19 protein-coding genes and 1 tRNA gene are annotated in these 22,207 nt (G+C 41.9%); 9 read left to right on the top strand and 11 right to left on the bottom strand.

Features of this window, described 5'->3' with window-relative positions; all coding sequences use genetic code 11:
* Positions 1-171 precede the first annotated feature (171 nt).
* Both FWE37_00885 and FWE37_00880 read left to right on the top strand, forming a co-directional pair.
* Positions 172-244 (top strand) — tRNA-Ala (locus FWE37_00885).
* Between the two features lie 148 nt (positions 245-392).
* Positions 393-3,128, top strand: coding sequence for a DNA translocase FtsK (locus FWE37_00880; GenBank protein MCL2519546.1), 2,736 nt, complete (start codon positions 393-395; stop codon positions 3,126-3,128).
* A 29-nt stretch (positions 3,129-3,157) separates the two neighbouring features.
* On the opposite strand, the gene mnmE is transcribed toward FWE37_00880, so the two are convergent.
* The 3 genes from mnmE to FWE37_00865 all read right to left on the bottom strand — a co-directional run bounded on the left by mnmE (position 3,158) and on the right by FWE37_00865 (position 4,965).
* Positions 3,158-4,474, bottom strand: coding sequence for a tRNA uridine-5-carboxymethylaminomethyl(34) synthesis GTPase MnmE (gene mnmE, locus FWE37_00875; GenBank protein MCL2519545.1), 1,317 nt, complete (start codon positions 4,472-4,474; stop codon positions 3,158-3,160).
* Positions 4,475-4,663: a heavy-metal-associated domain-containing protein gene (locus tag FWE37_00870; GenBank protein MCL2519544.1), complete on the bottom strand. Its 189-nt coding sequence runs from the start codon at positions 4,661-4,663 to the stop codon at positions 4,475-4,477.
* Between the two features lie 77 nt (positions 4,664-4,740).
* The gene (locus FWE37_00865; protein ID MCL2519543.1) at positions 4,741-4,965 is read right to left on the bottom strand and encodes a hypothetical protein; all 225 of its coding nucleotides are present in this window, start codon (positions 4,963-4,965) and stop codon (positions 4,741-4,743) included.
* A gap of 248 nt (positions 4,966-5,213) precedes the next feature.
* Between FWE37_00865 and FWE37_00860 the strand changes: the two genes are divergently transcribed.
* The gene (locus tag FWE37_00860) at positions 5,214-5,966 is read left to right on the top strand and encodes a class II aldolase/adducin family protein (protein ID MCL2519542.1); all 753 of its coding nucleotides are present in this window, start codon (positions 5,214-5,216) and stop codon (positions 5,964-5,966) included.
* A 118-nt stretch (positions 5,967-6,084) separates the two neighbouring features.
* On the opposite strand, the gene FWE37_00855 is transcribed toward FWE37_00860, so the two are convergent.
* The 3 genes from FWE37_00855 to FWE37_00845 all read right to left on the bottom strand — a co-directional run bounded on the left by FWE37_00855 (position 6,085) and on the right by FWE37_00845 (position 9,040).
* Positions 6,085-7,065: a TRAP transporter substrate-binding protein gene (locus tag FWE37_00855; GenBank protein ID MCL2519541.1), complete on the bottom strand. Its 981-nt coding sequence runs from the start codon at positions 7,063-7,065 to the stop codon at positions 6,085-6,087.
* A gap of 100 nt (positions 7,066-7,165) precedes the next feature.
* Positions 7,166-8,470, bottom strand: a complete 1,305-nt coding sequence (locus FWE37_00850; GenBank protein ID MCL2519540.1) for a TRAP transporter large permease — start codon at positions 8,468-8,470, stop codon at positions 7,166-7,168.
* Positions 8,471-9,040: a TRAP transporter small permease gene (locus FWE37_00845; GenBank protein MCL2519539.1), complete on the bottom strand. Its 570-nt coding sequence runs from the start codon at positions 9,038-9,040 to the stop codon at positions 8,471-8,473.
* A gap of 255 nt (positions 9,041-9,295) precedes the next feature.
* Between FWE37_00845 and grpE the strand changes: the two genes are divergently transcribed.
* From grpE to dnaK, 4 genes are all read left to right on the top strand, one after another.
* Positions 9,296-9,823, top strand: coding sequence for a nucleotide exchange factor GrpE (grpE, locus tag FWE37_00840; GenBank protein MCL2519538.1), 528 nt, complete (start codon positions 9,296-9,298; stop codon positions 9,821-9,823).
* 30 nt (positions 9,824-9,853) lie between these two features.
* The gene (locus FWE37_00835) at positions 9,854-10,087 is read left to right on the top strand and encodes a hypothetical protein (protein ID MCL2519537.1); all 234 of its coding nucleotides are present in this window, start codon (positions 9,854-9,856) and stop codon (positions 10,085-10,087) included.
* 59 nt (positions 10,088-10,146) lie between these two features.
* Positions 10,147-10,371, top strand: a complete 225-nt coding sequence (locus tag FWE37_00830; GenBank protein MCL2519536.1) for a hypothetical protein — start codon at positions 10,147-10,149, stop codon at positions 10,369-10,371.
* Positions 10,372-10,531: 160 nt separating this feature from the next.
* Positions 10,532-12,466, top strand: a complete 1,935-nt coding sequence (gene dnaK, locus FWE37_00825) for a molecular chaperone DnaK (protein ID MCL2519535.1) — start codon at positions 10,532-10,534, stop codon at positions 12,464-12,466.
* Between the two features lie 420 nt (positions 12,467-12,886).
* Here the strand turns inward: dnaK and FWE37_00820 are convergent, their stop codons facing one another.
* Positions 12,887-16,447: a hypothetical protein gene (locus FWE37_00820; protein ID MCL2519534.1), complete on the bottom strand. Its 3,561-nt coding sequence runs from the start codon at positions 16,445-16,447 to the stop codon at positions 12,887-12,889.
* Positions 16,448-16,780: 333 nt separating this feature from the next.
* Here FWE37_00820 and FWE37_00815 point away from each other — a divergent pair, with 333 nt between their 5' ends.
* Positions 16,781-18,406 (top strand): CTP synthase, encoded by a 1,626-nt coding sequence (locus tag FWE37_00815; GenBank protein MCL2519533.1) that lies wholly within the window; start codon positions 16,781-16,783, stop codon positions 18,404-18,406.
* 59 nt (positions 18,407-18,465) lie between these two features.
* Here FWE37_00815 and FWE37_00810 read toward each other — a convergent pair whose 3' ends face one another.
* Positions 18,466-19,845: an ATP-dependent 6-phosphofructokinase gene (locus FWE37_00810; GenBank protein MCL2519532.1), complete on the bottom strand. Its 1,380-nt coding sequence runs from the start codon at positions 19,843-19,845 to the stop codon at positions 18,466-18,468.
* Between the two features lie 41 nt (positions 19,846-19,886).
* Entirely contained in the window at positions 19,887-21,077 is a 1,191-nt protein-coding gene (locus FWE37_00805) for an RsmB/NOP family class I SAM-dependent RNA methyltransferase (protein ID MCL2519531.1), read from the bottom strand.
* Positions 21,078-21,298: 221 nt separating this feature from the next.
* Between FWE37_00805 and FWE37_00800 the strand changes: the two genes are divergently transcribed.
* The gene (locus FWE37_00800) at positions 21,299-21,523 is read left to right on the top strand and encodes a hypothetical protein (GenBank protein ID MCL2519530.1); all 225 of its coding nucleotides are present in this window, start codon (positions 21,299-21,301) and stop codon (positions 21,521-21,523) included.
* A gap of 231 nt (positions 21,524-21,754) precedes the next feature.
* Here FWE37_00800 and FWE37_00795 read toward each other — a convergent pair whose 3' ends face one another.
* Together FWE37_00795 and FWE37_00790 are read right to left on the bottom strand one after the other, a co-directional pair.
* Positions 21,755-21,892 (bottom strand): hypothetical protein, encoded by a 138-nt coding sequence (locus FWE37_00795; GenBank protein MCL2519529.1) that lies wholly within the window; start codon positions 21,890-21,892, stop codon positions 21,755-21,757.
* A gap of 3 nt (positions 21,893-21,895) precedes the next feature.
* Positions 21,896-22,195: a hypothetical protein gene (locus tag FWE37_00790; protein ID MCL2519528.1), complete on the bottom strand. Its 300-nt coding sequence runs from the start codon at positions 22,193-22,195 to the stop codon at positions 21,896-21,898.
* Positions 22,196-22,207: the final 12 nt, after the last annotated feature.

Here is a 22,207-nt window from a genome sequence, read left to right as displayed (position 1 = left end):
TGGGTACTTTCTATTACGGCTTACTCTGGGGTCTTCTATTACCCTAAAATATTCTAATATATTTCTTTTCTCTTCTTCCATTACTCCTTTTTACCATATTTCTTTTATATGCTCTAGCCCTGCGCTCACTCTTGACAAAAGTATCAATAAGCTGTAAAGTTAGTAAAGTTAGGGGAATTAGCTCATCTGGTAGAGCGGTAGCTTTGCAAGCTTCAGGTGATCGGTTCGAGTCCGATATTCTCCATAAAAGCCCCTTTTATAAAAAAGGGGCTTTTATTTAAATTAATACTCAAACTTTTTTATATAATAAAAAATTAGCTATTAAAACTATATAACTTACCTATTTATTGGCTTTGTTAAAATACAAGCTAAAATTACCCGATACTAATAGTGTGAAAAGTAATAATATAGATGATATCCTTGCGGTAACCTTTTTTGCTATTGCCGCCTTTTTTTTCTTAACCTTAATTATAGCCTCTATGGGTTTTGCCACTTTTGGTTTTGCTTCGCAGCTATTGCGAGGTTTTCATATAGCCGCCTTTTATCTACCGTTTTACTTTGCCGCTTTAGGTTGGTTATTTTATAACAAAAAAGCCACTGCCGAAAGTATTTTATTAGCTAACTTTAGCTTTATCCCCTTTATTACCTTAGCTTTACTCTTAAAAACTTTGCTTTTTGATGCCGACAACGCCAGCTTATTTGAAATACAGTTGCTAAATATTTCGCGTAATGGTGTCCCTTTAGTTTTGATGGCTCTTTTTGCCATAGAGCTAATAATTATATTAAAGCTAGCGCAGTCTACCAGCTTTGAGGCTAATAACGAACGGTCGGAATTAGTACACGTTAATAACATTAATACAACTAAAACAAATAATTACGAAGAGCTAAAACCTATCGAGTTACCGCCTAACCAAGATGATAACCAATCGGAAGAAGTTGGTAGTATTTTTTACAGAGAGGGCTCGGGCCTAAAAAGCCAGCTGGAGCAAATCAATAAACAGTTTAACGATATTAAAACAGTAGCATTTCCTCAGCCTGAAGTTTTTACCGGTGAAGAAAACGCTGAGCAACTGCTTACCGGCGATAAGCTAAAATTAAATAGCGATGCCGAATTTTTAAACGAGCTTAATAAAGCCGAAGATGACGAGCCTCCACTTGTTGATATTGCGTCCATCAATATTGAAAACGACTTTAAAAAACAAAAGGCCAAATTAGAAGAAGAAGGTGGTACCAACAAGTGGCTGCACGAAACCGACCCGGCTATTGCTATTTTAAGCAGCGATGATAGCTTGCCGCCGCATTTGCGCGGGAACTTGCTAAGTCCCGAAGAAACCGTCGCTTTAAACCAAATAGCCACCGATTTAGATGACGAAAATGAGATAAGCGAAGATACCCAAATAGTTAAAATAATTGAAGGAGCTACCAGCAGCCTTGACGAAGCCCTAAACAGCCCCTTTAAAATTAAGTCTAATGAAGAAGAGCCTTTAGCTAATAACCATATTACCCTAGAAGAAACCGATGAAGATGAACCTTATAGTAACGAAAATAACCAAGAAATTTATTTAGATAACATTAGTGAGACAGAGCCCGAAGTTACTACTACAAATTTAGAAGACGAACCGGTTTTTGATAATGTCCGCCAACAACAAGAGGCCATAAATGAAACAGAGCTACCGACGGCTACAAACGACGACGACGAAATAGCCACTTTTGAAAGCGTAGATGTAAAAAGTTACAGCTATGATGTGCCCATTAAGGGTTTGCTAGATGATTACCAGCAAAACGCTTATTGGCAAATAGACGATGAAACAAAAAATAAAGCTAAGTTATTAGAGGCCACCTTAAAAGAATTTAAAATTGAAGCCGAAGTAATTGCTATTCGTAAAGGGCCGGTTATTACAATGTTCGAGCTGCTGCCTTCGGCCGGTGTTAAGCTTTCGCGTATAGAAGCTTTAAGTGATAATATTGCCTTTAGACTAGCAGCTAGCCGGGTGCGTATTGTTGCCCCTATTCCCGGCAAACAAGCTGTAGGGATAGAGATACCCAACAAAAGCCGCTCGTTGGTAAGTTTTAGCGAAATTGTTGCCTCGCCCGAAATACATAGCAATAAAAATTATATTCCCTTAGCTTTAGGTAAAGATATTGAAGGGGCCAGCCAAATTATCGATTTAGCTAAAACCCCGCACTTGCTCATAGCCGGCTCGACAGGGGCAGGTAAATCGGTATGCATTAACGATATTATTTGCTCTATTTTGTATACCCGCAGCCCGCGTGATGTAAGGCTTATTTTAATAGACCCCAAAGTGGTAGAGCTTAAACCTTACAACGATATACCGCACCTTTTAACCCCAGTTATCACCGAGCCTAAACATGCCAATCAAGCTATCAACTGGTTAATTTATGAGATGGAACGCCGCTACCATTTACTAGATAGTTTAGGTGTTAAAAACATACGAAGCTACAACAAAAAAATTAAAGATGATAACTTAATGGTAGAGTCGCTGCCTTATATTGTGGTAATTATTGATGAGTTTGCCGACCTTATGGCCAGCTGTGGTAAAGAGCTTGAGATGGGTATTGCCCGTTTAGCCGCTAAAAGCCGCGCCGCCGGTATGCACCTTATCTTGGCTACGCAACGCCCCAGCACCGATGTTATTACCGGTTTAATTAAAGCTAACTTTCCTAGCCGTATTGCCTTTATGGTAGCCAGCAAAGTAGATAGCCGTATTATTTTAGATATTAGCGGTGCCGAGCAGCTGCTTGGTAAAGGTGATATGCTTTTTGTGAGCAGCTGGAGCCCCTTCCCTGTACGTATGCAAGGGGCTTTTTTAAGCGAAGAAGAAGTTGACAGAGTAACCGATTATGTACGTTCGTTGGGAGAGCCCGATTACATTGATGATGAAATTTTTATTGATGACGACACTGACGATATAGATATGGAAGCTGCCGATGACCCTTTATTTGATAAAGCCATCGAAATTGTGCGTGAGCAAAAAAAGGCCAGTGCCAGCTATTTGCAGCGCCGTTTAAAAATTGGTTATAACCGTGCCGCCCGCCTTATCGAACTAATGGAAGAGCGCGGCATAGTAGGTCCAGCCAACGGCAGCAAAGGCCGCGATTTATTGTAGGCAAAGTTAGTACGTAGTAAAATTATTTTTTATTTACCTAAACAAAAGCTGCTAAACATGGTGGTAATGGCATCTTGCCTAGCATTTTGCCCTAATAAGGCTGCCAAAGCTTCGCCGGCTTTTTTTAAATAAAAGCTTTGCTCACTTAAATCATTTATATAATTTAAATTAAACATAGCCGTTAAAGCCTCTTCTACCAACTGGTATTGTCGCAGCGAGCCCAGCATAACTTCGTTATTTAAATTATTTTGGCTGCTTAATCTATGATTAAGCTCCGTTATTAATTTCTCTAACCCGCTACCGGTTACGGCCGATACCGCTAACCCTTTGGCTTGTGTTGGCTTAAGGTCGCTCTTACTACCTACTATGAGTGTTTTAGAGCTAAAATTGATTAATTCTTCACTAAGTTGCTTATTATCATTGGTTAAATAAATTATAACATCTGCTTCTTCCAAAAGACTAACAGCTTTGTTAATACCTAGCAGCTCAATTTCGTCGGTTGTTGGCCGGATACCGGCGGTATCAATTAGCCTAATTAACTGGCCATTAAGGGTAATGGCAGCCTCAATATAGTCGCGCGTGGTGCCGGCCACTGGGCTAACAATAGCACGTTCGCTGCCTACCAATACATTAAAAAGGCTGCTTTTACCTACATTGGGCTGACCGGCTATAACTACTAAAGCTCCATTTTGTAATTGCTTAGAGCGATTATAAGAAGCCAACAGCTGCTGTAACTGAGCAATAATATGATGGTAGCTTATCGGTAAGTTATCTGTTTCTTCCAGTTCATCGCCATAATCTATTAAAACATTAACTGCCGCTAAACGCTCAATAATTAAATGATAGATTTGACTAACTTTTTTGGTTAAAGCTCCGCTTAAACGCAGCAAGGCCGCATTAGTAGCCGCCGTGCTGGGAGCGGTAATTAATTCGTGCACAGCTTCGGCTTCGGTAAGGCTTAATTTACCATTTAAATAGGCACGATAGGTAAATTCACCGGGTAAAGCTAATCTAAAACCATTGCGGCAAAGTAACTTGATTAAATTATCAGCTATATGCATATTACCGTGCAGGTATATCTCGCCACTTTCTTCACCAGTGTAGCTGTGCGGCGGCCAAAAAGGAGCCAGCATTACTTCATCTAATTGCTCGGTATGCTGTAAATTGTTATAAAGATGGCCATAAACCATTTGCCCGGTAGCAGTTTGTAATAGCTGCTTAGTTTTACTAAAAAAAGGGGCTAACAAATTAATACAATTAGCCCCGCTTAACCTAATCACCGCAATAGCCGATTGTCCTTGTGCACTGGCCAAAGCTATAATAGGGCTATTTAACTGATAGTTCATCTAGTTAGTTACGGTATAGCCGGCAGCGGTAATAAGCTGAATTAATTTATCACGCGGTACGGTACTTTCTACACTAGCAAAACCTAGTTTAACTTCGTTAATAGTTACACCATCTAGCGTCAAAGCCTCTTTAACGCTATCTATGCAGTGGTCGCAGCCCATACCATCTATATTAAATTGCTCGGTCATTATAAAATCTCCTAAGCTAACTTTAACTTATAAATGTAAAGCTATCAAGACCACCAACGGCTTTCAGATGATATAAATTAGCGAATATGGTTTTGCATATAAAAAATTAACGATACCACAAAAGAGACCAGCCCAAAGCCGAGTGCAAAATAGCTAAAAAATTTGTTGGTTTTTTTGCTTAATAAAGCAGTTAAAGCTAATATTATAGCAAGCAAAGGTACAAGCACCCACATTATGGGAAAAAGGCGGCCAAATAAGGTAATGGCACTTAATAAAATAGAGGTTAAAACTACTGTTTTCATAGCTTAATAATAAGAATAAATAACTAAAGTGTCAACTGTTAATAATTGTTTACTAACTATTCTTTTAGAGTACTACCCCCAAATTCTCTTCGCTGACAAAAAAGATTTGTAGGCTATTTTTATTTTTGGTATCTATAAGTGGATAGCTAGAACCAAACAAAAGCCCAGCCAAATGGTTGACAGCCAAGTGCTAAACTACTATAATTAAACTGCAACAATTAAATTGGTGCTATATGTAAGGAGAGCCTATGCGTATTAAAGATTTAAAACGTGCAAGCTACGAAGCCACTATAAATATGAAAAAAAATCATTTAACCGTCCGCAATTTAGGGGCAGTTAGTGTCTTTGATAAAGCTACCGGCTTGTTAGCCATAAAACCTGCCCATAGTTATTACGATAATTTAAAGTACACCGATATGGTTATTTTAAACCTAGACGGCCGGATAATAGAAGGCAAAAACCCGCCCGGCGAAGTAAAAACCCACCTTGTTTTATATAAAGAACTTAAAGATATAGCCGCTATTTGCCATAGTTACAGCCCTTACGCTACCGCTTGGTCGCAGGCCCGGCGCAGCATACCGGTTTATGGCACCACGCATGCCACTTATTTACCTTGCGATGTACCTATTGCTAACGAAATTAACGTAAAAAAGCTTGGTAATACCGATTACGAAACCGCCATCGGCGAAGCCATTATTAAGCTTTTTAGCGACAGCGAAATTATTGTTAATGGTGTTGGTTTTGGGATTGCCGCCTTAAACGAAAGCACCATTGTTAAAGCCCAAAGCTCGTTAAAACCGCTGGAAATACCTATGGTGCTAACTGTAGATAACGGCCCCTTTACTTGGGGTATATCCGCCGGCGAAGCCGTTAATAATGCCCAAGTACTGGAAGAAATAGCCCATTTAGCCTACTTAACCGAGCAAATCAACAGTAAAGCCGTAAGAATTAACGATAATTTACATAAAACCCTTTACAAAAAAGAGCTCACTAATAATTAGGAACTATCCATTTTATAAGGCCCTCAAGTCCCTTTTGCTGACATTACAAGCTTTGCCTGATTATAAAAAACCCCTCTTACGAGGGGCTTTTATTTTTTTTATAACTTACTATTACAAATTATCTTACGTTGCGAATGCGTTCTATTATAGGAGCAAATTGGGCATAGGCCGGTTGGTCATATAAAGGCATTAAAGCATCGGCAAAAAGCTGTAGTTCAGCCGGGGTAGGAACGGTAATAGTATTCCCGGCAGCCCTAGCTATGTTTTCGTAATGTTGCTCGGCCTCAAGCCATGCCCTGCGTTGTACCTGTGCGCCATGCAAAGCGCCGCGTTTAATTATATCTTGCTCGGCAGCGCTAAAGCTATTCCATAGCTGAGTATTAATTAAAAACATTTCGGGAGCAGCCATATGTTGGTTTACGGTAAAAAACGGCGCTACTTCAAAGTGAGCGGCGTTTACGTACGATGGCCAGTTGTTTTCGGCGCCATCAATAACACCGTTTTGTAAACTGGTGTAAACTTCGCCCATACTCATAGGAGTTGGCGAAGCGCCAAGCATACGCACCATATCCATCATTAAGGCACTTTCTTGGGTACGGATGCGTAAACCGGCCATATCGGCTGGGGTACGAATTTCGCGTTGGCTGTTGTAAAAGTTTCTAAAACCGGCATCTAACCAACTTAAACCCAATAAGTTTTGACTGGTTAAACTGGTTAACATTTCATCGCCAATAGGGCCATCTAACACCGAAAACATATGAGCCCGGTCGCGAAATAAAAAGGGCATCGATAAGGCATTCATAACCGGGTTAATAGCGCTTAAAGGGTTGGTACCAATACGCACAAAAGCCAAACTACCGGTTTGCACCATCTCCATTGTGGTACGTTCATCACCAAGTACGGCGTTATTAAAAACCTCTATACGGATAGAGCCATTACTTTCGCGCAGTACATATTCGGCAAAAGCTAACGCACCTACTACCGTTGGGTAACCATCGGCATGAATATCAGCTAACCTAAGAACGCGTGTGCGCTCGCCGCAAGCCAATAAAGATGCCGCTACCAGCAATACAGCCAGTAAAGATAAAATTTTTTTCATATACTCTCCTCTTTTTTATTTACTAATTTATAATTTACTAATTTATTTTTTTATAAAACAATATATTTTACAAATGTTGCTTACGGCGCAGGCTCACCTGCTAACTGCCAAACATTAGGTTAGGTATAGTCATGGTAATGGCCGGCACATAGGTAACCAACATTAAACCAATAAACATAACTACATAAAAGGGCAATAAGGCCCGGATAGTTTGCTCCAACTTAATACCACCAATAGCGCTGCCCACAAAAAGTACCGTACCAACCGGCGGCGTAATTAAACCCATACTTAAGTTGTAAATCATCATTACCCCAAAGTGGATAGGGTCCATACCTATTACCGGAGAGGTTACCACACCTATTAAAATAGGCGCACTAATGAGAATAAGCGGGGCCATATCCATAATAGCGCCCATCGCTAATAAGGCTAGGTTAATAAGTAACAGCAGCACATATTTGTTATCCGAGATAGCTAGCAATAAATTAGTTACCAGTTCGGGGATACGCAAAATAGCCATCATATAACCAAAAGCGCCGGCGGCGGCAATAAGCGACATTACTAAGGCAATAGTGCGTAAGGCCCTTTTTAAAATAGGCACAATATCACGCGCTTTAATACCTTTGTAAAAGAAAAGAGCTACCAGCAAGGCCCATAAACAGGCAATAACGGCCGATTCGTTAGCGGTAACAATACCGGCAAAAACACCGCCCATTATAATAACGATAGTAAAAAGACCCAAAAAACTATCGGCAATAATTTTAAGCGATTGTTTAAAAGAATACCCTTCACCTACCGGGAACTTTTTAATACGCGCCATTACGTAACAATAAATAAGCAGCAAAGCGCAAAGCAAATAGCCCGGGATAAGCCCGGCCATAAAAAGCCTGCTTACACTGGCCCCCCCAATAGCGCTGGCATAAATAATAAGGTTGTGGCTGGGCGGCGTAATAACGGCAATGGTAGCGCTGGTACAGCTAAGGGCTACAGCAAAAGGTGTTGGATAACCTTGTTTTTTCATCATGCGTATTTCGATAGGGCCCATCGAAGAGATAGAAGCTACCGCCGAGCCCGAAATCATACCAAAAAAGACGCTGTCTAGGGCATTAACCATCGCAATACCGCCTTTGCGTTTGCCTACAAAAACGCTGGCCATATTAAAAATGCGGTCGCTTATGCCGCCGGCCCCCATAATTTCGCCGGCCAAAATAAAAAAGGGGATAGCAAGCAGGGCAAAACTATCTAAGCTGCTTACCATTTGCTGCGTAATAGCGCTAAGCGGTATAAACATATACATAGCGGTAGCAAAAGCGCTAAAAGCTAAACAAAAAGCTACCGGCACCTTTAAAACTAATAAAAACACAAATATTCCTAGCAGTAAAGTAATACCGCCCACATCTACAAACATTTATAAGTCCTCTCTTTGTAGTTCTTCTACTTTTAGGGCTGCTTCAGCCTCTTTACTCTCTTTAAGGCCTTTTAGCTTTAAAGCCTGTTCTTCGTCGGTGCCAAATTTAAAATGGTCGTAAATTTGGTAAACACAAATTAACGCAATAATCACCCCAATGGCGGTAGGTATGGCATAAACCCATAACACCGGTATGCCGCTGCCCGGCAAACGGTTATACCTTAACCTTTCAAAGAGTAGGCTCATATTTACGCTCATCATTATCCCTAAAGTGGCAATAAGGGCTTTGCCAAAAATTTCGATAGGCAGCCTAATTTTATGCAACAAACCATCGGTAAAAAAAGTTAGGGCAATATGAATTTTTTCGCGTACGCCAATAGCTATACCAATAAAGCTAAAAATTACCATAAACTGCCTAGCCATTTCTTCGCTCCAACCGGGAGTGTTTCTAAAAACATAGCGGCCTACTACCTGTATAATTACAGCTACCACCATAGCGGCTAAACAAAAAACGGCTATATATTCAAAAAATGAAACGATTTTATTGATAATCTTTTTGTAAATATTCACGGTTTTTTCCTTTTAAATCATTTTAAAGCCATTATGGCTATTTGTCAAGCAAAAAATACATTTGTTAAAAATAAAAATTTTTTAATTATGATTGATTTTTAAAAAATTATTTTTAACATTTATACAAAAGATAGCTTGACGCTAGCAGCATAAAACTTTATTTTATAGATAAGGGTTAAATGTTTTTGTTTATTCTTTAGAGAAATAATTAACCTTTATTATAATTTTAAATATAAAATGTTTAAGGAAAGAGCCGTGCCAGAACAAGAAGCAAGTAATAATAATGACGACAAAGAAAAAGATGAGCTACAAAGCTTAAAGGAACGTATAGGCGAGCTGGAAGAACTTAATGCCGATTTGCAAGATAAATTTTTGCGTAAACACGCCGATTACGAAAACTACCGCAAACGTATGGTTAAAGAAAAAGGCGAGGCCATTTTATATGCAAATGCCGATTTAATGAAAGGTATGCTTGATGTACTGGATAACTTTGACCGCGCCGAAGAAGCCGCCCTAGCCGCTAATGATATTGAAGCCGTTAAAGCGGGAGTAGAGATGATTAACAAAAGTTTAATCGAGCTGCTTACAAATAAAGGACTGGTTAAAATTGCCACTATCGGCGAAGAGTTTAACCCCGAAGTACACCAAGCCATTGCAATGGCCGAAGATGAAAGCGGCAAACTAACCAAAGATACGGTGGTAGAAGAGTACCAATCCGGCTATAAACTTAACGATAGGGTGTTAAGACCGGCGGTAGTGAAGGTAGCAAAGGCTAAAACTTAGTTGATAGTGGAGAGTTAAGGAGGTGGTGCTATGATAGCAGAGGTGTTTATAAGTAACGGCTTACAAGCCATACGTTTACCTAAAGAAATACGTTTACAGGCAGATAAGGTTAAAGTTGAGCAGACAGCTAAAGGTATAGTAATATCTCCTGTTATTGAAAAGAGTGATTGGCATAAGATATTAGATGACGCTTATGGTTGTTGTCCAAATTTTAGTACAGAGCGAGAAACACTTAACGATACTCCGCGTGAGATAGAGCTATGAGATACTTATTAGACACGGATATTGTGAGTTTGTTTATACGTGGCTACTCAGAGAATTTATTGAAAAAGGTAGATAGCTTTAACTTAAAAGATTTGGCTATTAGTGTTATTACTTATGCTGAAATTGTGTTTGGTTTAAAAAAGAAAGGCAGCAAAATATTATATGACCATGTAATGTCCTTAGTTAGTAAACTGCCTGTTATTTATATTGATGAAAATACAGCTGAAGAGTATGCAGCTATTCGGCTAGATAATATGGATATGATGATAGCAGAACTGCAATAGCGAATGATTAGCAAATAATACGACACATTTTAGCCGTATTGCAGGGGTAAAGATGGAAAATTGGGAGAGAAAATAAAAATTAAAAAAAATGAAAGGTAAGCATTTTTCAGTTTTCACCTTTCACTTTTCAGTTAAATAAAATATAGGAGATAAACAAAAAATGGGTAAAATTATAGGTATCGACCTAGGAACAACTAACAGCTGTGTGGCCGTTATTGAAAATGGTGACCCCATAGTTATTCAAAACTCAGAGGGGCAGCGTACTACACCGTCTATTGTGGCTTATACCGATAAAGGCGAGCTGCTGGTAGGGCAAAGTGCTAAAAACCAAATGGTAACCAACCCCGAAAACACTATTTACAGCGTTAAACGTTTTATGGGGCGCAACTATGGTGAGGTAAGCGATGAGCTTAGCCGCATTCCTTATCACATTAAGGCCGGTCCCAACAGCGATTGCCGCGTTGATGTGCGCGGCAAACTTTACTCGCCGCCCGAAATTAGTGCCGCTATTTTACAAAAAATGAAACGCACCGCCGAAGATTATTTAGGCGAAACGGTAACGGAGGCCGTTATCACCGTGCCGGCTTATTTTAACGATGCCCAAAGGCAAGCCACCAAAGATGCCGGTAAAATTGCCGGACTAGATGTAAAACGTATCGTTAACGAACCAACGGCCGCTGCGATGGCTTACGGCCTAGACAAACAAAATAAAGACGAAAAAATTGCCGTGTACGACTTAGGCGGCGGGACTTTTGACGTAAGTATTCTCGAGCTGGGTGATGGCGTTTTTGAGGTATTAAGTACCAACGGCGATACCCACTTGGGCGGTGATAACTTTGACCAAGCTATTATTAACTGGTTAATTGACGAATTTAAAAAGACCAGTGCTATCGATTTATCAAACGACCGTATGGCTTTGCAGCGCCTAAAAGAGGCCGCCGAAAAAGCCAAGATTGAGCTTTCTAACAGTATGAGCACCTCTATCAATTTGCCTTTTATTACGGCCGATGCCAGCGGCCCGAAGCATTTACAGATGGAGCTTAGCCGCGCCAAATTTGATCAAATGACTGCCGATTTAGTAAACCGTACCAAAGGCCCTTGCGAGAAAGCTTTAACTGATGCCGGCCTTAAAGCCGGTGATATTAATGAAGTTATTTTAGTGGGCGGCTCTACCCGTATCCCGGCCGTACAAAAGTTGGTTAAAGATTTATTTGGTAAAGAGCCTAACAAGAGCGTCAACCCCGATGAAGTAGTAGCTGCCGGAGCTGCCATACAGGGTGGCGTAATTGGCGGTGATGTAAAAAATGTGGTACTGCTTGATGTTACTCCATTAAGTTTGGGTATCGAAACCTTAGGCGGTATTATGACTAAGCTGATTGAGCGCAACACTACCATTCCTACCAAAAAAAGCCAAGTATTTAGCACTGCTGCCGACAATCAACCGGCCGTTAGTGTACACGTGCTGCAAGGTGAGCGCGAACGTGCCGACCAAAACCGCACGCTTGGCCGTTTTGATTTAGCCGATATTCCGCCGGCCTCGCGCGGCACACCGCAGATTGAGGTAAGCTTTGATATTGATGCCAACGGTATCGTAAGTGTTAGTGCTAAAGATTTAGGTACCGGCAAAGAGCAAAAGATACGTATCGAAAGTTCATCGGGTTTAAGCGAGGCCGAAATTGAACGTATGGTTAAAGATGCTGAAATGAATGCCAAAAGCGACCGCGAACTTAAAGAACGCGTAGAAGCTAAAAACGAAGCTGATAATTTAATTTACAGCGTAGAAAAGAGCTTAAATGAGCACGGCGATAAAGTTGATGCTACTGAAAAGGCTGCCATCGAAGCTGCGGTGAACGACCTTAAAGCGGTGCTTAATAGCGAAAATGTGGCCGATATTAAAGCCAAAAGCGAAGCCTTAAAACAAGCCAGCCACAAAATGGCCGAAAAAATTTACAGCCAACAAGCTGCCGGTGGGGCATCAGCGGAAGGAGCTCCGCACGCTGAGGCTGGACCGCAATCGGAAGAAGCCGCAGCACCGCATAATGATAATGTGGTAGATGCCGACTTTGAAGTGGTTGATGACGATAAACAGGGTTAGCAGACGGCAAAACCTAAGATTGTGTACCCTTAGGTGGCGTTTACAAGGTTACTTTTATTTATTATGAAGTAATAAAACAATTAAAGAGGGCAAAAGCCCTCTTTTTATTTAAACCTAATTAAAGCAGCAATAATTATTCCTTTTTTACAGATACCAAAATGGCGGTAACTATCCATTTATAGGCACCAAGCAACAAGAACTCCCCTTCGCTGGTGAAAAGGAGCTAGCAGCAACGCTTTATCCACAGGGAGTGGATAAAGCGTTGTAAAGTTTTTGCTACCACCCACCTATCCCCGCCGTAAACGGCGAAGTATTACAGGGCGGGCTTACAGGTTTTCTTACGAAAACCGCCGCAAAACATTCTCAACGGTTACGCCCTTAAGGGTCGAGGTATTAGACCTGAATCCCTACGGGCATAAATTAATTACGCGGCCAAAAATATAAAGTAAGTAAATCCATCAGCGGTGCGGTGCGGATTAATTGGTCGGGCCTATTGTTGGTATTAGTATACCTAATGTGAAAAATAATACGGCCTGTACTATCATAATCTATGTAGCTAACGTTACGTATTTCGTATCTGTTATTAAGGCGCACAATCTCAAATTGGTAAATACGGTAATGCAAACCGCGTAAATCCATACGTTCACGGTTTTCGGTACCTTGTACCCTAAAAGCCGGGACAGGGTGGCTATTAACATTATTTACCGTAGGTGTGGTAAACACATTACCGTTATTTAAGCCGCTATGCCAAGCATTAGGAGTAGCATTGGGTGCCGGCGGGCGCGGTAAAGTGCCCATAGTAACCGGCCTCCAGCCTAGCCCTATCATATTACGGGCCGCACCGGTTTCGGTAGCGTTATTAAGAATAATATTAAGGCCTGAGGGCGGCATCTCGGTTAAGTTATATAAAGGCACACGTACGCTAAAGATAGCTCCTGCCGTTACCCCGCCATTAGTTATGGCAATATCGCCAATATGCTGCGGTAAGGCAAACATACCAAAATCTACTTCGCGGTGTGCGGTATTTTGTCTAGTAGCCGTTAAATTGTTGCTGGCTACTACACCGGTAAATAATGGTACTGGCCTAATTATCCTTTGCCGAACCGAACCATTGTTGTTACCTTCAGCCCATAAACTTAAAAAGCTGTTAATGGTACCGGTAATTTCGGCTAGTTCAGGAGTGCGCGAGCCGGCCGGAGGAAATTGCACGATGGGTGGTACTTCGCTTACACTAACATTTACAATAAGCTGGCCGTTATTGGGCGAGCCGGCAAAGTTAATTAAAGGGTTTACCGCCGTATTGTGCAATAACGAGTTTACATGGTTTACAATAGCCGCTTGGGCGGCATTGTTAGTTAAACCGGTACCAACAGGGGTAGTAAAGCCGGTGGTAAGGGTAATTCTGTTACGGGCAAAGTTATCTACCGTTAAGGTAATACCGGTAAAGTTGCCTGTACCGCTAAGACCGGTACGGTTTTCGATAAAACTACGCACCGCCAATACTAAGGCCGACTCAGTAAGCGGTAAAGTATAAACTGGGGTTAAAGTGCCTTGTGTAATAGTTACATTGTTAAAGCTGCTAAATAAGCCTCTTACGGCACTTTGTACATTACTCCAGTGGTTACTGCCGCTATGCCAGTAACTTATATTAATGGCGATAGGCGCATTAGCCAAAGCGTGACTGCCGGCAATATCGTTGCCATTAACGGTGTAGGTAATAATAACGCCGCCTTCTACCCCTACTTCAATTAAGTTGGGGGCCGGTATCGCTACACTTCTTATCCCTTCTATGGCGGTAATAACATTAGCTCTTGTGGGTAATAAGAATAACTCGGTTCCTACGGGAGTAACCGTTACGTTAAAGCCGGCATCGGTAAATAAGGCAGTAATGCCAGCCCTGATAGCATTAATAGGGTTAGTGCCGGTAAACTCGTAACTTAACTGCACGGCAATAGCGGGATTGGTGGTTATATCGGCATTAGCGCCATCGGTAACATTGTTGCCGTTTAGGGTGTAAGCGGTAAGGGTTACACTGTTGGGGCGGGCACCGGCGGCTTCGGCGGCGGTAATAATAGCGTGCCGTGCCGGCAATAACCTGATAGGGCTGGTGGTGTTAAGGCCGGTGGCGCTAAAACTGTTACCGCTGTTAGTAAAGCCGTTAAAGAGGGCCGCTATAGCGGCGGTAACATCGTTGCTATTTACCGTTTGCCCAATAGGCAGGGTGTAACTAAAAGTTACCTCGATGTTAATAAGGGCGTTCGCTAAAGCATCAACACTGTTGATAATGTTGTTACCGGCAGCGGTGTACGTTATAACGGTTACACTAGCGGAGTTGATAGCCGGGTCTACCGCCCTGATAGCTTGCTCTACTTGAGCACGGCTGGGTAAAGCCAGTAAAGAGGTACCAACTGGGGTAATCGTTACGTTGCCGGTAAAACCTGCATCGGTAAAGAGGGCGGTAATAGCGGTGCGGATAGCATTAACCGGGTTAGTGCCGGTAAAATGGTAACTTATTTCAACCACGATAGCCGGGTTTGTAGTTATATCGGCACTGCTGCTGTTAGTAACATTACTACCGTTTAAGGTGTAACCGGTAATAAGGACACTCTCGGAGCGGGCACCGGCGGTTTCGGCAGCGGTAACAATGGCACTACGAGCCGGCAGCGGACGTATTGGGCTGGTGGTGTTAGAGCCGGTGGCGCTAAAGCTGTTACCGCCATTGGTGAAATTATTAAAAAGAGCAGCAATGGCGGTATTAACGGCACCGGTATCAATTGCTTGGCCTATGGGTAAGGTGTAATTAAAGGCTGCCTCAACATTAATAAGGGTATTGGCCAGCACATTAGCACTGACGTTAATGTTATTACCGGCGGCGGTGTAAGTTATCGCCGTTAGCGTTATATTGGCAGCGGGGGTTACGGCTCTTATGGCAGCCTCTACCTCAGCACGGCTGGGCAAAGCAAACAGCTGCGTACCGGTTGGGGTAATGCTTACATTGGTAAAGCCATAGTTACTAAACAAGCCGGTAATAGCAGCCCTGATAGCGTCATTTAGGTTAGCCGTAGTAAAGTGGTAGCTTAGCTCCACCACAATAGCCGGGTTGGTGGTTGGGTCGGCCCGGTCGCGGCTGGCGCTAACATCTAGTCCATTTAAAGTGTAACGGCTAATATTAACGCTGCTATATTGGGCGCCGGCACTAAAAACGGCATCAACAATAGCTTGGCTGCTAGGTAAGGCAACGGTAGGGTCATTAATATTATTCCCCACAGCTTTAATGTTAAGGTTGTTAAAGCCGGTAAATAAAGCGTTAATAGCGGCCTCTACAGTGCTGTAATCTAGGGTTCCTATAGGTAAATCATAATTAAAGGTAACATCTACCACAATAGGGGTATTAGCAAAACGGTTAATACTATCCGTAACCTGCTCGCCGGCAGCTGTGTAAATAATAGAGTAAATATCTATCGCCGGGTTTACAGCTAAAATGGCAGCTCTAACGGTATTAAGGTCGGGCAAGGGGCTTCTAGCTTCACCGGTAATCTCAAATATGCGGTTGCTAAAGCCGGTGTATTCAAATAAGCTGTGCAAAACCCCGCGTATGGCCGATTTAAAAGCCATATCTTGGCTGCTGCCGGCTACTAAACCAATATCTATATTAATTACTAAATTAATACGGTCATCGGGCCTAGCGGTAGGGCCGGCCGGGTTATCATTAACGGTAAAAGATATAATAGCTATATCGTCATCGTTAAAGGAAATAGGATAACGGCTGCTTACTTCGTGCATAGCGCTGGTTACCGTAGCTAAAATTTGCTCGTGGCTAGGCAAGGAAATATGCCCGACGGCAGAAGTAACAGACCCCTCGCTGCCGGTTTGGCCTGCATCGTTGTTGTTGCTACTGCTGGCACTGCGGTTATTACAGGCAGCAAAAGCTAAAACCGTTAATAAGAGTAAAATGTGGTGTGTTTTAATTAGCTTTGTCATAGTTTTATCTCCTCTCTGATGTATTTAGTATTATAACTAATATTAGCTGCATTACTCAAAGCAAAATGGCACTGTACATTAATTTATCAACTACGTAAACCGGGGTACCGCTACAATTTTGATGCAAGCTATTGTAAACAAAGTAGTATTATATATTATTTGTTTACAATATACAAGTATTATAAGTCATAGATTTTGTAAAATAGTTGTAACATACAGTTTTATGGGTTTAAAGAGGCTCTTTTTAGCAGATAAATTTTTAAAAATATGTTGCCGGCTTTAGTTTTAAAAGCTACTTGCCTAGCGGCGGGCAAGCTGCTATAATAAAGTTCCATGAAATACATTTTTGTAACCGGTGGCGTAGCCAGCAGTTTAGGTAAAGGTTTAATTGTAAGTAGTTTAGGGGCGGTGCTGGAGGCACGCGGCTTTAAGATAAGCCTGCAAAAAATAGACCCTTATTTAAATATTGATGCGGGGACGATGAACCCCTACGAACATGGTGAAGTTTATGTAACCGAAGACGGTGGCGAGGCCGACCTCGATTTAGGCAACTACGAACGTTTTACCCACTTGGTAGTAACTAAAAATAATATTATGACTACCGGTCTTGTTTACGATACCGTAATTAAAAACGAGCGGCAGGGTGATTATTTAGGTAAAACGGTACAGATAATCCCGCATATTACCGATGAGATTAAACGCCGTATTAAGCAATGCGCTGCGGGGGCTGATATTGCCATTATCGAAGTAGGCGGTACGGTGGGCGATATAGAGAGTATCCCTTTCCTCGAGGCCATTAGGCAGCTGCGGCGCGAAGAAGGCCGCCACAACGTGGCTTATGTGCATTTAACTTTAGTGCCCTATTTAATGGCCGCCGAAGAAATAAAAAGCAAACCCACTCAGCACTCGGTGCGTGAGCTACGAGCGGCGGGGATTAATCCCACGGCGATTGTTTGCCGTAGCGCCTTGCCGTTAAGTGATGAACTTAAACGCAAAATTGCTCTATTTTGTGATGTTGACGACCGAGCAGTTATCTCGGCTTACAACACCCCCAGTACCAGCACCATCTACGATATACCGCAGATTATCGAGCGGCAAGGCCTAGACGAAGTGTTGCTGGAGGCCTTAAAATTAACCGGCCAAGCTCCTAAAGCGAACTTAGAAAAATGGCATAATATTGTTGGGATTGTTACCAAAAAAGATAAACCTACAGTTACCATTGCCTTAGTAGGTAAATATGTGGCTCATAAAGATGCTTATAAATCGGTAAACGAGGCTCTTTACCATGCCGCTATTACCAATAAAGTGCAGCTTAATTTAGTTAATGTCTCGAGCGAAGAGCTGGAGGCCGATAATAACAGTGCAGCGTGGCAAATGATTAAAGAAGCGCAAGGTATTTTAGTGCCCGGCGGTTTTGGCGAACGCGGCATAGAGGGTAATATTTTAGCCATTAAGTATGCGCGCGAGTTTAATATTCCTTTTTTCGGCATTTGCCTAGGTATGCAGTGTATGGCTATCGAGTTTGCCCGTAATGTGTTAGGCATTGCTGGGGCTAACTCGCTAGAATTCAATAAAAATGCTCAGCAGCCCGTTATTACTATGATGGAAGAGCAAAAAAAGATAGCCGGCTTAGGCGGTACGATGCGCTTGGGCAGTTATTCGGCGGCTTTAACGGCCGGTAGTTTAGCCTTTAAAGTTTATGGCCGGCCGCAAATTAGCGAGCGCCACCGCCACAGGTATGAATTTAATAATAGTTACCGCACACAATTTGAAGAAGCCGGTTTTGTTTTTAGCGGTATAAACGAGCAGCTTAATTTAGTAGAAATTATGGAGTTACCTAGCCACAAGTTTTTTATTGCCGGACAATTCCACCCCGAATTTAAGAGTAAACCTTTTGCAGCCCACCCGCTTTTTAATGCTTTTGTTAAGGCTGCTGTGGGTGATTTTGATAATGGGTAGCAGAAAATAATCTTAAATCCCTTTCGCTGGCGAAGGGGATTTAAAGTAGAGCCTCCCGTTTACTTAACTTCGTTTAACATCGTAATAGGCTGCAAGGTGCTTTCAATTACATCGCGCCATAGGCTGGATTGCGGGTTAATTTGGGCGCGTTTACGGGTGGCCAACTCGATAGGTACGTGCACATAAACCCCGTTCCACTGGCTTACCAGCATACCGGTTTTCCCGGCCATTGCGGCGTGCACGGCATTAGCCCCTAAACGGGCACAAAAGATAGAATCATTACTGTTAGCGGCACTGGCTCTAATCATGTAGCTGGGGTCGATGTAACGCACGCTAGATTCTAACCCTAAATTTTTAAGATAAGCTACTATTTTGCTGCGTAAAAATATGCCAATATCGTGCATAATTTTATTGCCTCCGGCATCGGTAGCTTCGATGATACCTAGCTCACGGCTCATTAATTCTTCGCCGGCCCCTTCGGCTATAATAATAACTAAGTGATTTTTACGGCTTAAACGTTTTTCTATTTGTTTTAACAGGCCGTTAGGGCCATCAAGGTCGAAAGGCACTTCGGGTACCAGTACAAAGTTAGCCTCTTGGCTGGCTAGGGCCGTTTGGGCAGCAATAAAACCGCTGTCGCGCCCCATTACTTTAACTAAGCCTACACCATTGTAAGCTCCTTTAGCTTCTACGTGGGCGGCATTAACAGCCTCTACGGCCCGGCCAACGGCGGTTTCAAAACCAAAAGAACGGCTGATAAAAGAAAAATCGTTATCAATAGTTTTAGGAATGCCCACAACAGCCAGTTTGTAGCCGCGTTTTTTGGCTTCGTTATTAATGGCCAGCGCCCCTTTTTGGCTGCCATCGCCACCAATAACAAAAAGAATATTAATACGGTAGTGGATTAAAGTATCAACAATTTCGGCGGTACGTTCACCGCTGCCGCGGGCACTGCCTAAAATGGTGCCGCCTTTGGCTTGAATATCGTCCACTAAATCGGGGTCGAGCGAGATGGGCGGCTCGGGGGCATCGGGCACTAAACCACGATAACCAAACTGAAAGCCCCATACTTTACGTACGTGGTAGCCCAACATTAAATTACGTACTAAAGCCCTAATAACGTTGTTAAGGCCGGGACACAAGCCACCGCATGTGCAGATACCGGCCGTTACTTGCTCGGGCTTAAAAAAAAGCTTTTCGCGCGGGCCGGCACGTTCCATACGGTTGTCTTCATTTAAAATTTGACTGTCATCACGCGTGGAGTCTTCAAATAAAAACGTGTTATAAAGGGTTTGGTCTTTTTCCGAGACAAAGTTGGCCGAGTAATCATCTTTATTATCGGCGTAAGTAAAAGGACTGTCGTAAGTGGCTTTGCCCAAACTTTCAATTTTAAAATTGACGGAATTATTAGCGTTTTGAGGTGGTAACTTTGCTTTCATACTTTATTATACATTAAAGATTAACTAAATTCAAGCAGCCATTAACCATCTTTTTGTATAATAGTCGCAAAGAATAAATCGGCCTTCAGGTTAATTTTATTACGCAAATAAAAATTGTCATAAAAATAATCATTTGTATTAAAACTATTGTACGGGCTTAAATTTTGAGCTAATCTCTCTTTAGCATTAACTAATTGGTAGTTACTGTGGTTAGTTAAAAACCATTCAATATTTTCTTCGTTTTCCCGGCGGCTAAAGCTGCAAGTTACATAAATTAATTCGCCGCCCTTAGCCACCAACTTAGCGGCTTGTTTTAGCAAATGACGCTGCGTTGCGATTAATTCAGCTAGTTTTTTATCATTAATGCGGTATTTATCTTCGGGGTTGCGCCGCCAAACACCGCTGCCGCTGCAAGGCGCATCAATAAAGACGGTGTCAAATTGCCGCTCTATCTTATGATAATTGAGCCACTTTAAACTTACGCCGGCTAATTGGGCTCGTTCCATTGTGGTTTCGGCTAAATGGCTGCGAATATCGTCGGCATAAAGTTTTAACTGTGGCCAAAAGGTTCCTATAGCTATGGCTTTGCCACCGTGCCCGCTGCAATAATCGAGTAAATCCTTACTTGCCGGATTAACCAGTAAGGCCGTAAGCTGGCTGGCTTCATCTTGTGGGTGAAAGAAAAGTTTATCATTTTTGGGTACTTTGCCTACTAGCTTAATCCCAGCCGGCGAAAGGTGGCTTACCGCCGCTTCAGTTATTTTGTTGTCATTATTAAATTGTTCAAGCAAAGTTTCGCGGTTGTTCCGCCTTAATAAGGTAAACAAAGTAACGCCGGCACGTTCATTTAGGTAGCCGGCTACTTTATTAGTTTCGGCGCCAAAGGCGGCCACAAGCTGCTCTTGCCAAAAGTATGGTACACTAGCTGTGTAATTTTCTTTAAGTTCATCAGTTAACTCTTCGTATTTATTTTGGGTCTCATCGGGTAAGCCTATCAATCCCTCCCCGGCTAAAGTTAAGGCGGTAGCAGCTATATCATTACTATTCTCGGTGTTAGCTAAAAATTCTACTAAGTTTTTGTGTCTTAAGTAATAGTAAAAAGCTTCATAAACTTCGGTCCTTTCGGCTTTTCCCAGCGGGTATTTACGCAAAAGTCCTTTAAGCAGTAAATCGGCTTTGGGTTTGCTTGCATTAAATTTGGTGATGGCTTCGTTAATAATTTGTAGTAACACTATTTTAGTTTAACTAATTAAAGGGCCTTTGGCAAGTAGCTTTGCCCTGCAGGTAACTATCTATCTGTAGCTACCAAATGTTTGCTGCAAAATTAAACCACAGGCCAAACTTTTATATTTTAGCTTTACTTTAACTCTAAACTATGCTAAACTAGAACTATAAAAAAATATTAATTATAGTTTTATTACTAATAGCCACAAGTAATATTTATGGGCAAGGTTTGCCGGTACCGGCAAATGCTACGCTGGCCAGTTTGTTCCCTGATGAGGATTTAAGAAGAATGGCGGCGGAAGTATCGGGAAGGGACGCTAACCTTACTGGGCAGGCGTTGAGTGATAGACTAGCTAGAGTGGAAATTTTTAATGTTAGAAGTCGAGGTATTGGTGATGCTACTGGAATTGAATACTTAATAGGATTAACTCACCTTGAATTAGGGTTTAATTGATTAACTAATCTGTCAATAGAGAATAATCTTGGGGATTATATAGATATAAGCGACAATGTTAATTTAATAAAATTCTTGCTATCTCCCTCCTATCCCCGCCGCAGAGTAGCGGAGTATTACGGCGGGCTTGCAGGTTTTCTCACGAAAACCGCCGCAAAAACATTTTAAGTGATTACACCCTAAAGGGTTGAGGTATTAGACCCGTGCCTACGGCAATAAAATTAAGCACAGCTATTCCTTTAGTATTAAAGTTTCTTCGGCTTTTAATTTCTCTTGTTTTACTTTTTTATACCATGCCTGCAAGGCCTTTACTAAAAAAGCCAAAACAATAACACGCAGCGTTATAGCACTAATAACGGGGTTTCCCATGGTTTAAAACCCCGCCACACTATTGGCAAACTCTATTATAAATGTTACAATACTGGCAATTAAAGCAAAAATTAACCATTTGTTGTAGTTAATCACCGCTACCAGTATAATTAAAGCTAAAACAAGCCAAAAAGCTATGGCCATAATTGCTCTAATATTAATCCAACCATCTAAATAAGGTATGGCTCTAATTACCAGCGAAGCTAGAAACCCGGCTCTCATCACCAGCATAACTAATAAAATTATCAGGGCGATACGCCCTCTTTTAATATGTTTGTTAAGATTATCTGTATTATCTTTCATTATTATTTCCTT

This window comes from Spirochaetaceae bacterium, from assembly GCA_009784515.1.
Taxonomy (GTDB): domain Bacteria; phylum Spirochaetota; class Spirochaetia; order WRBN01; family WRBN01; genus WRBN01.
Note: the sequence above shows the minus strand (reverse complement) of the source record. Positions and strands in the feature narration are given on the sequence as shown.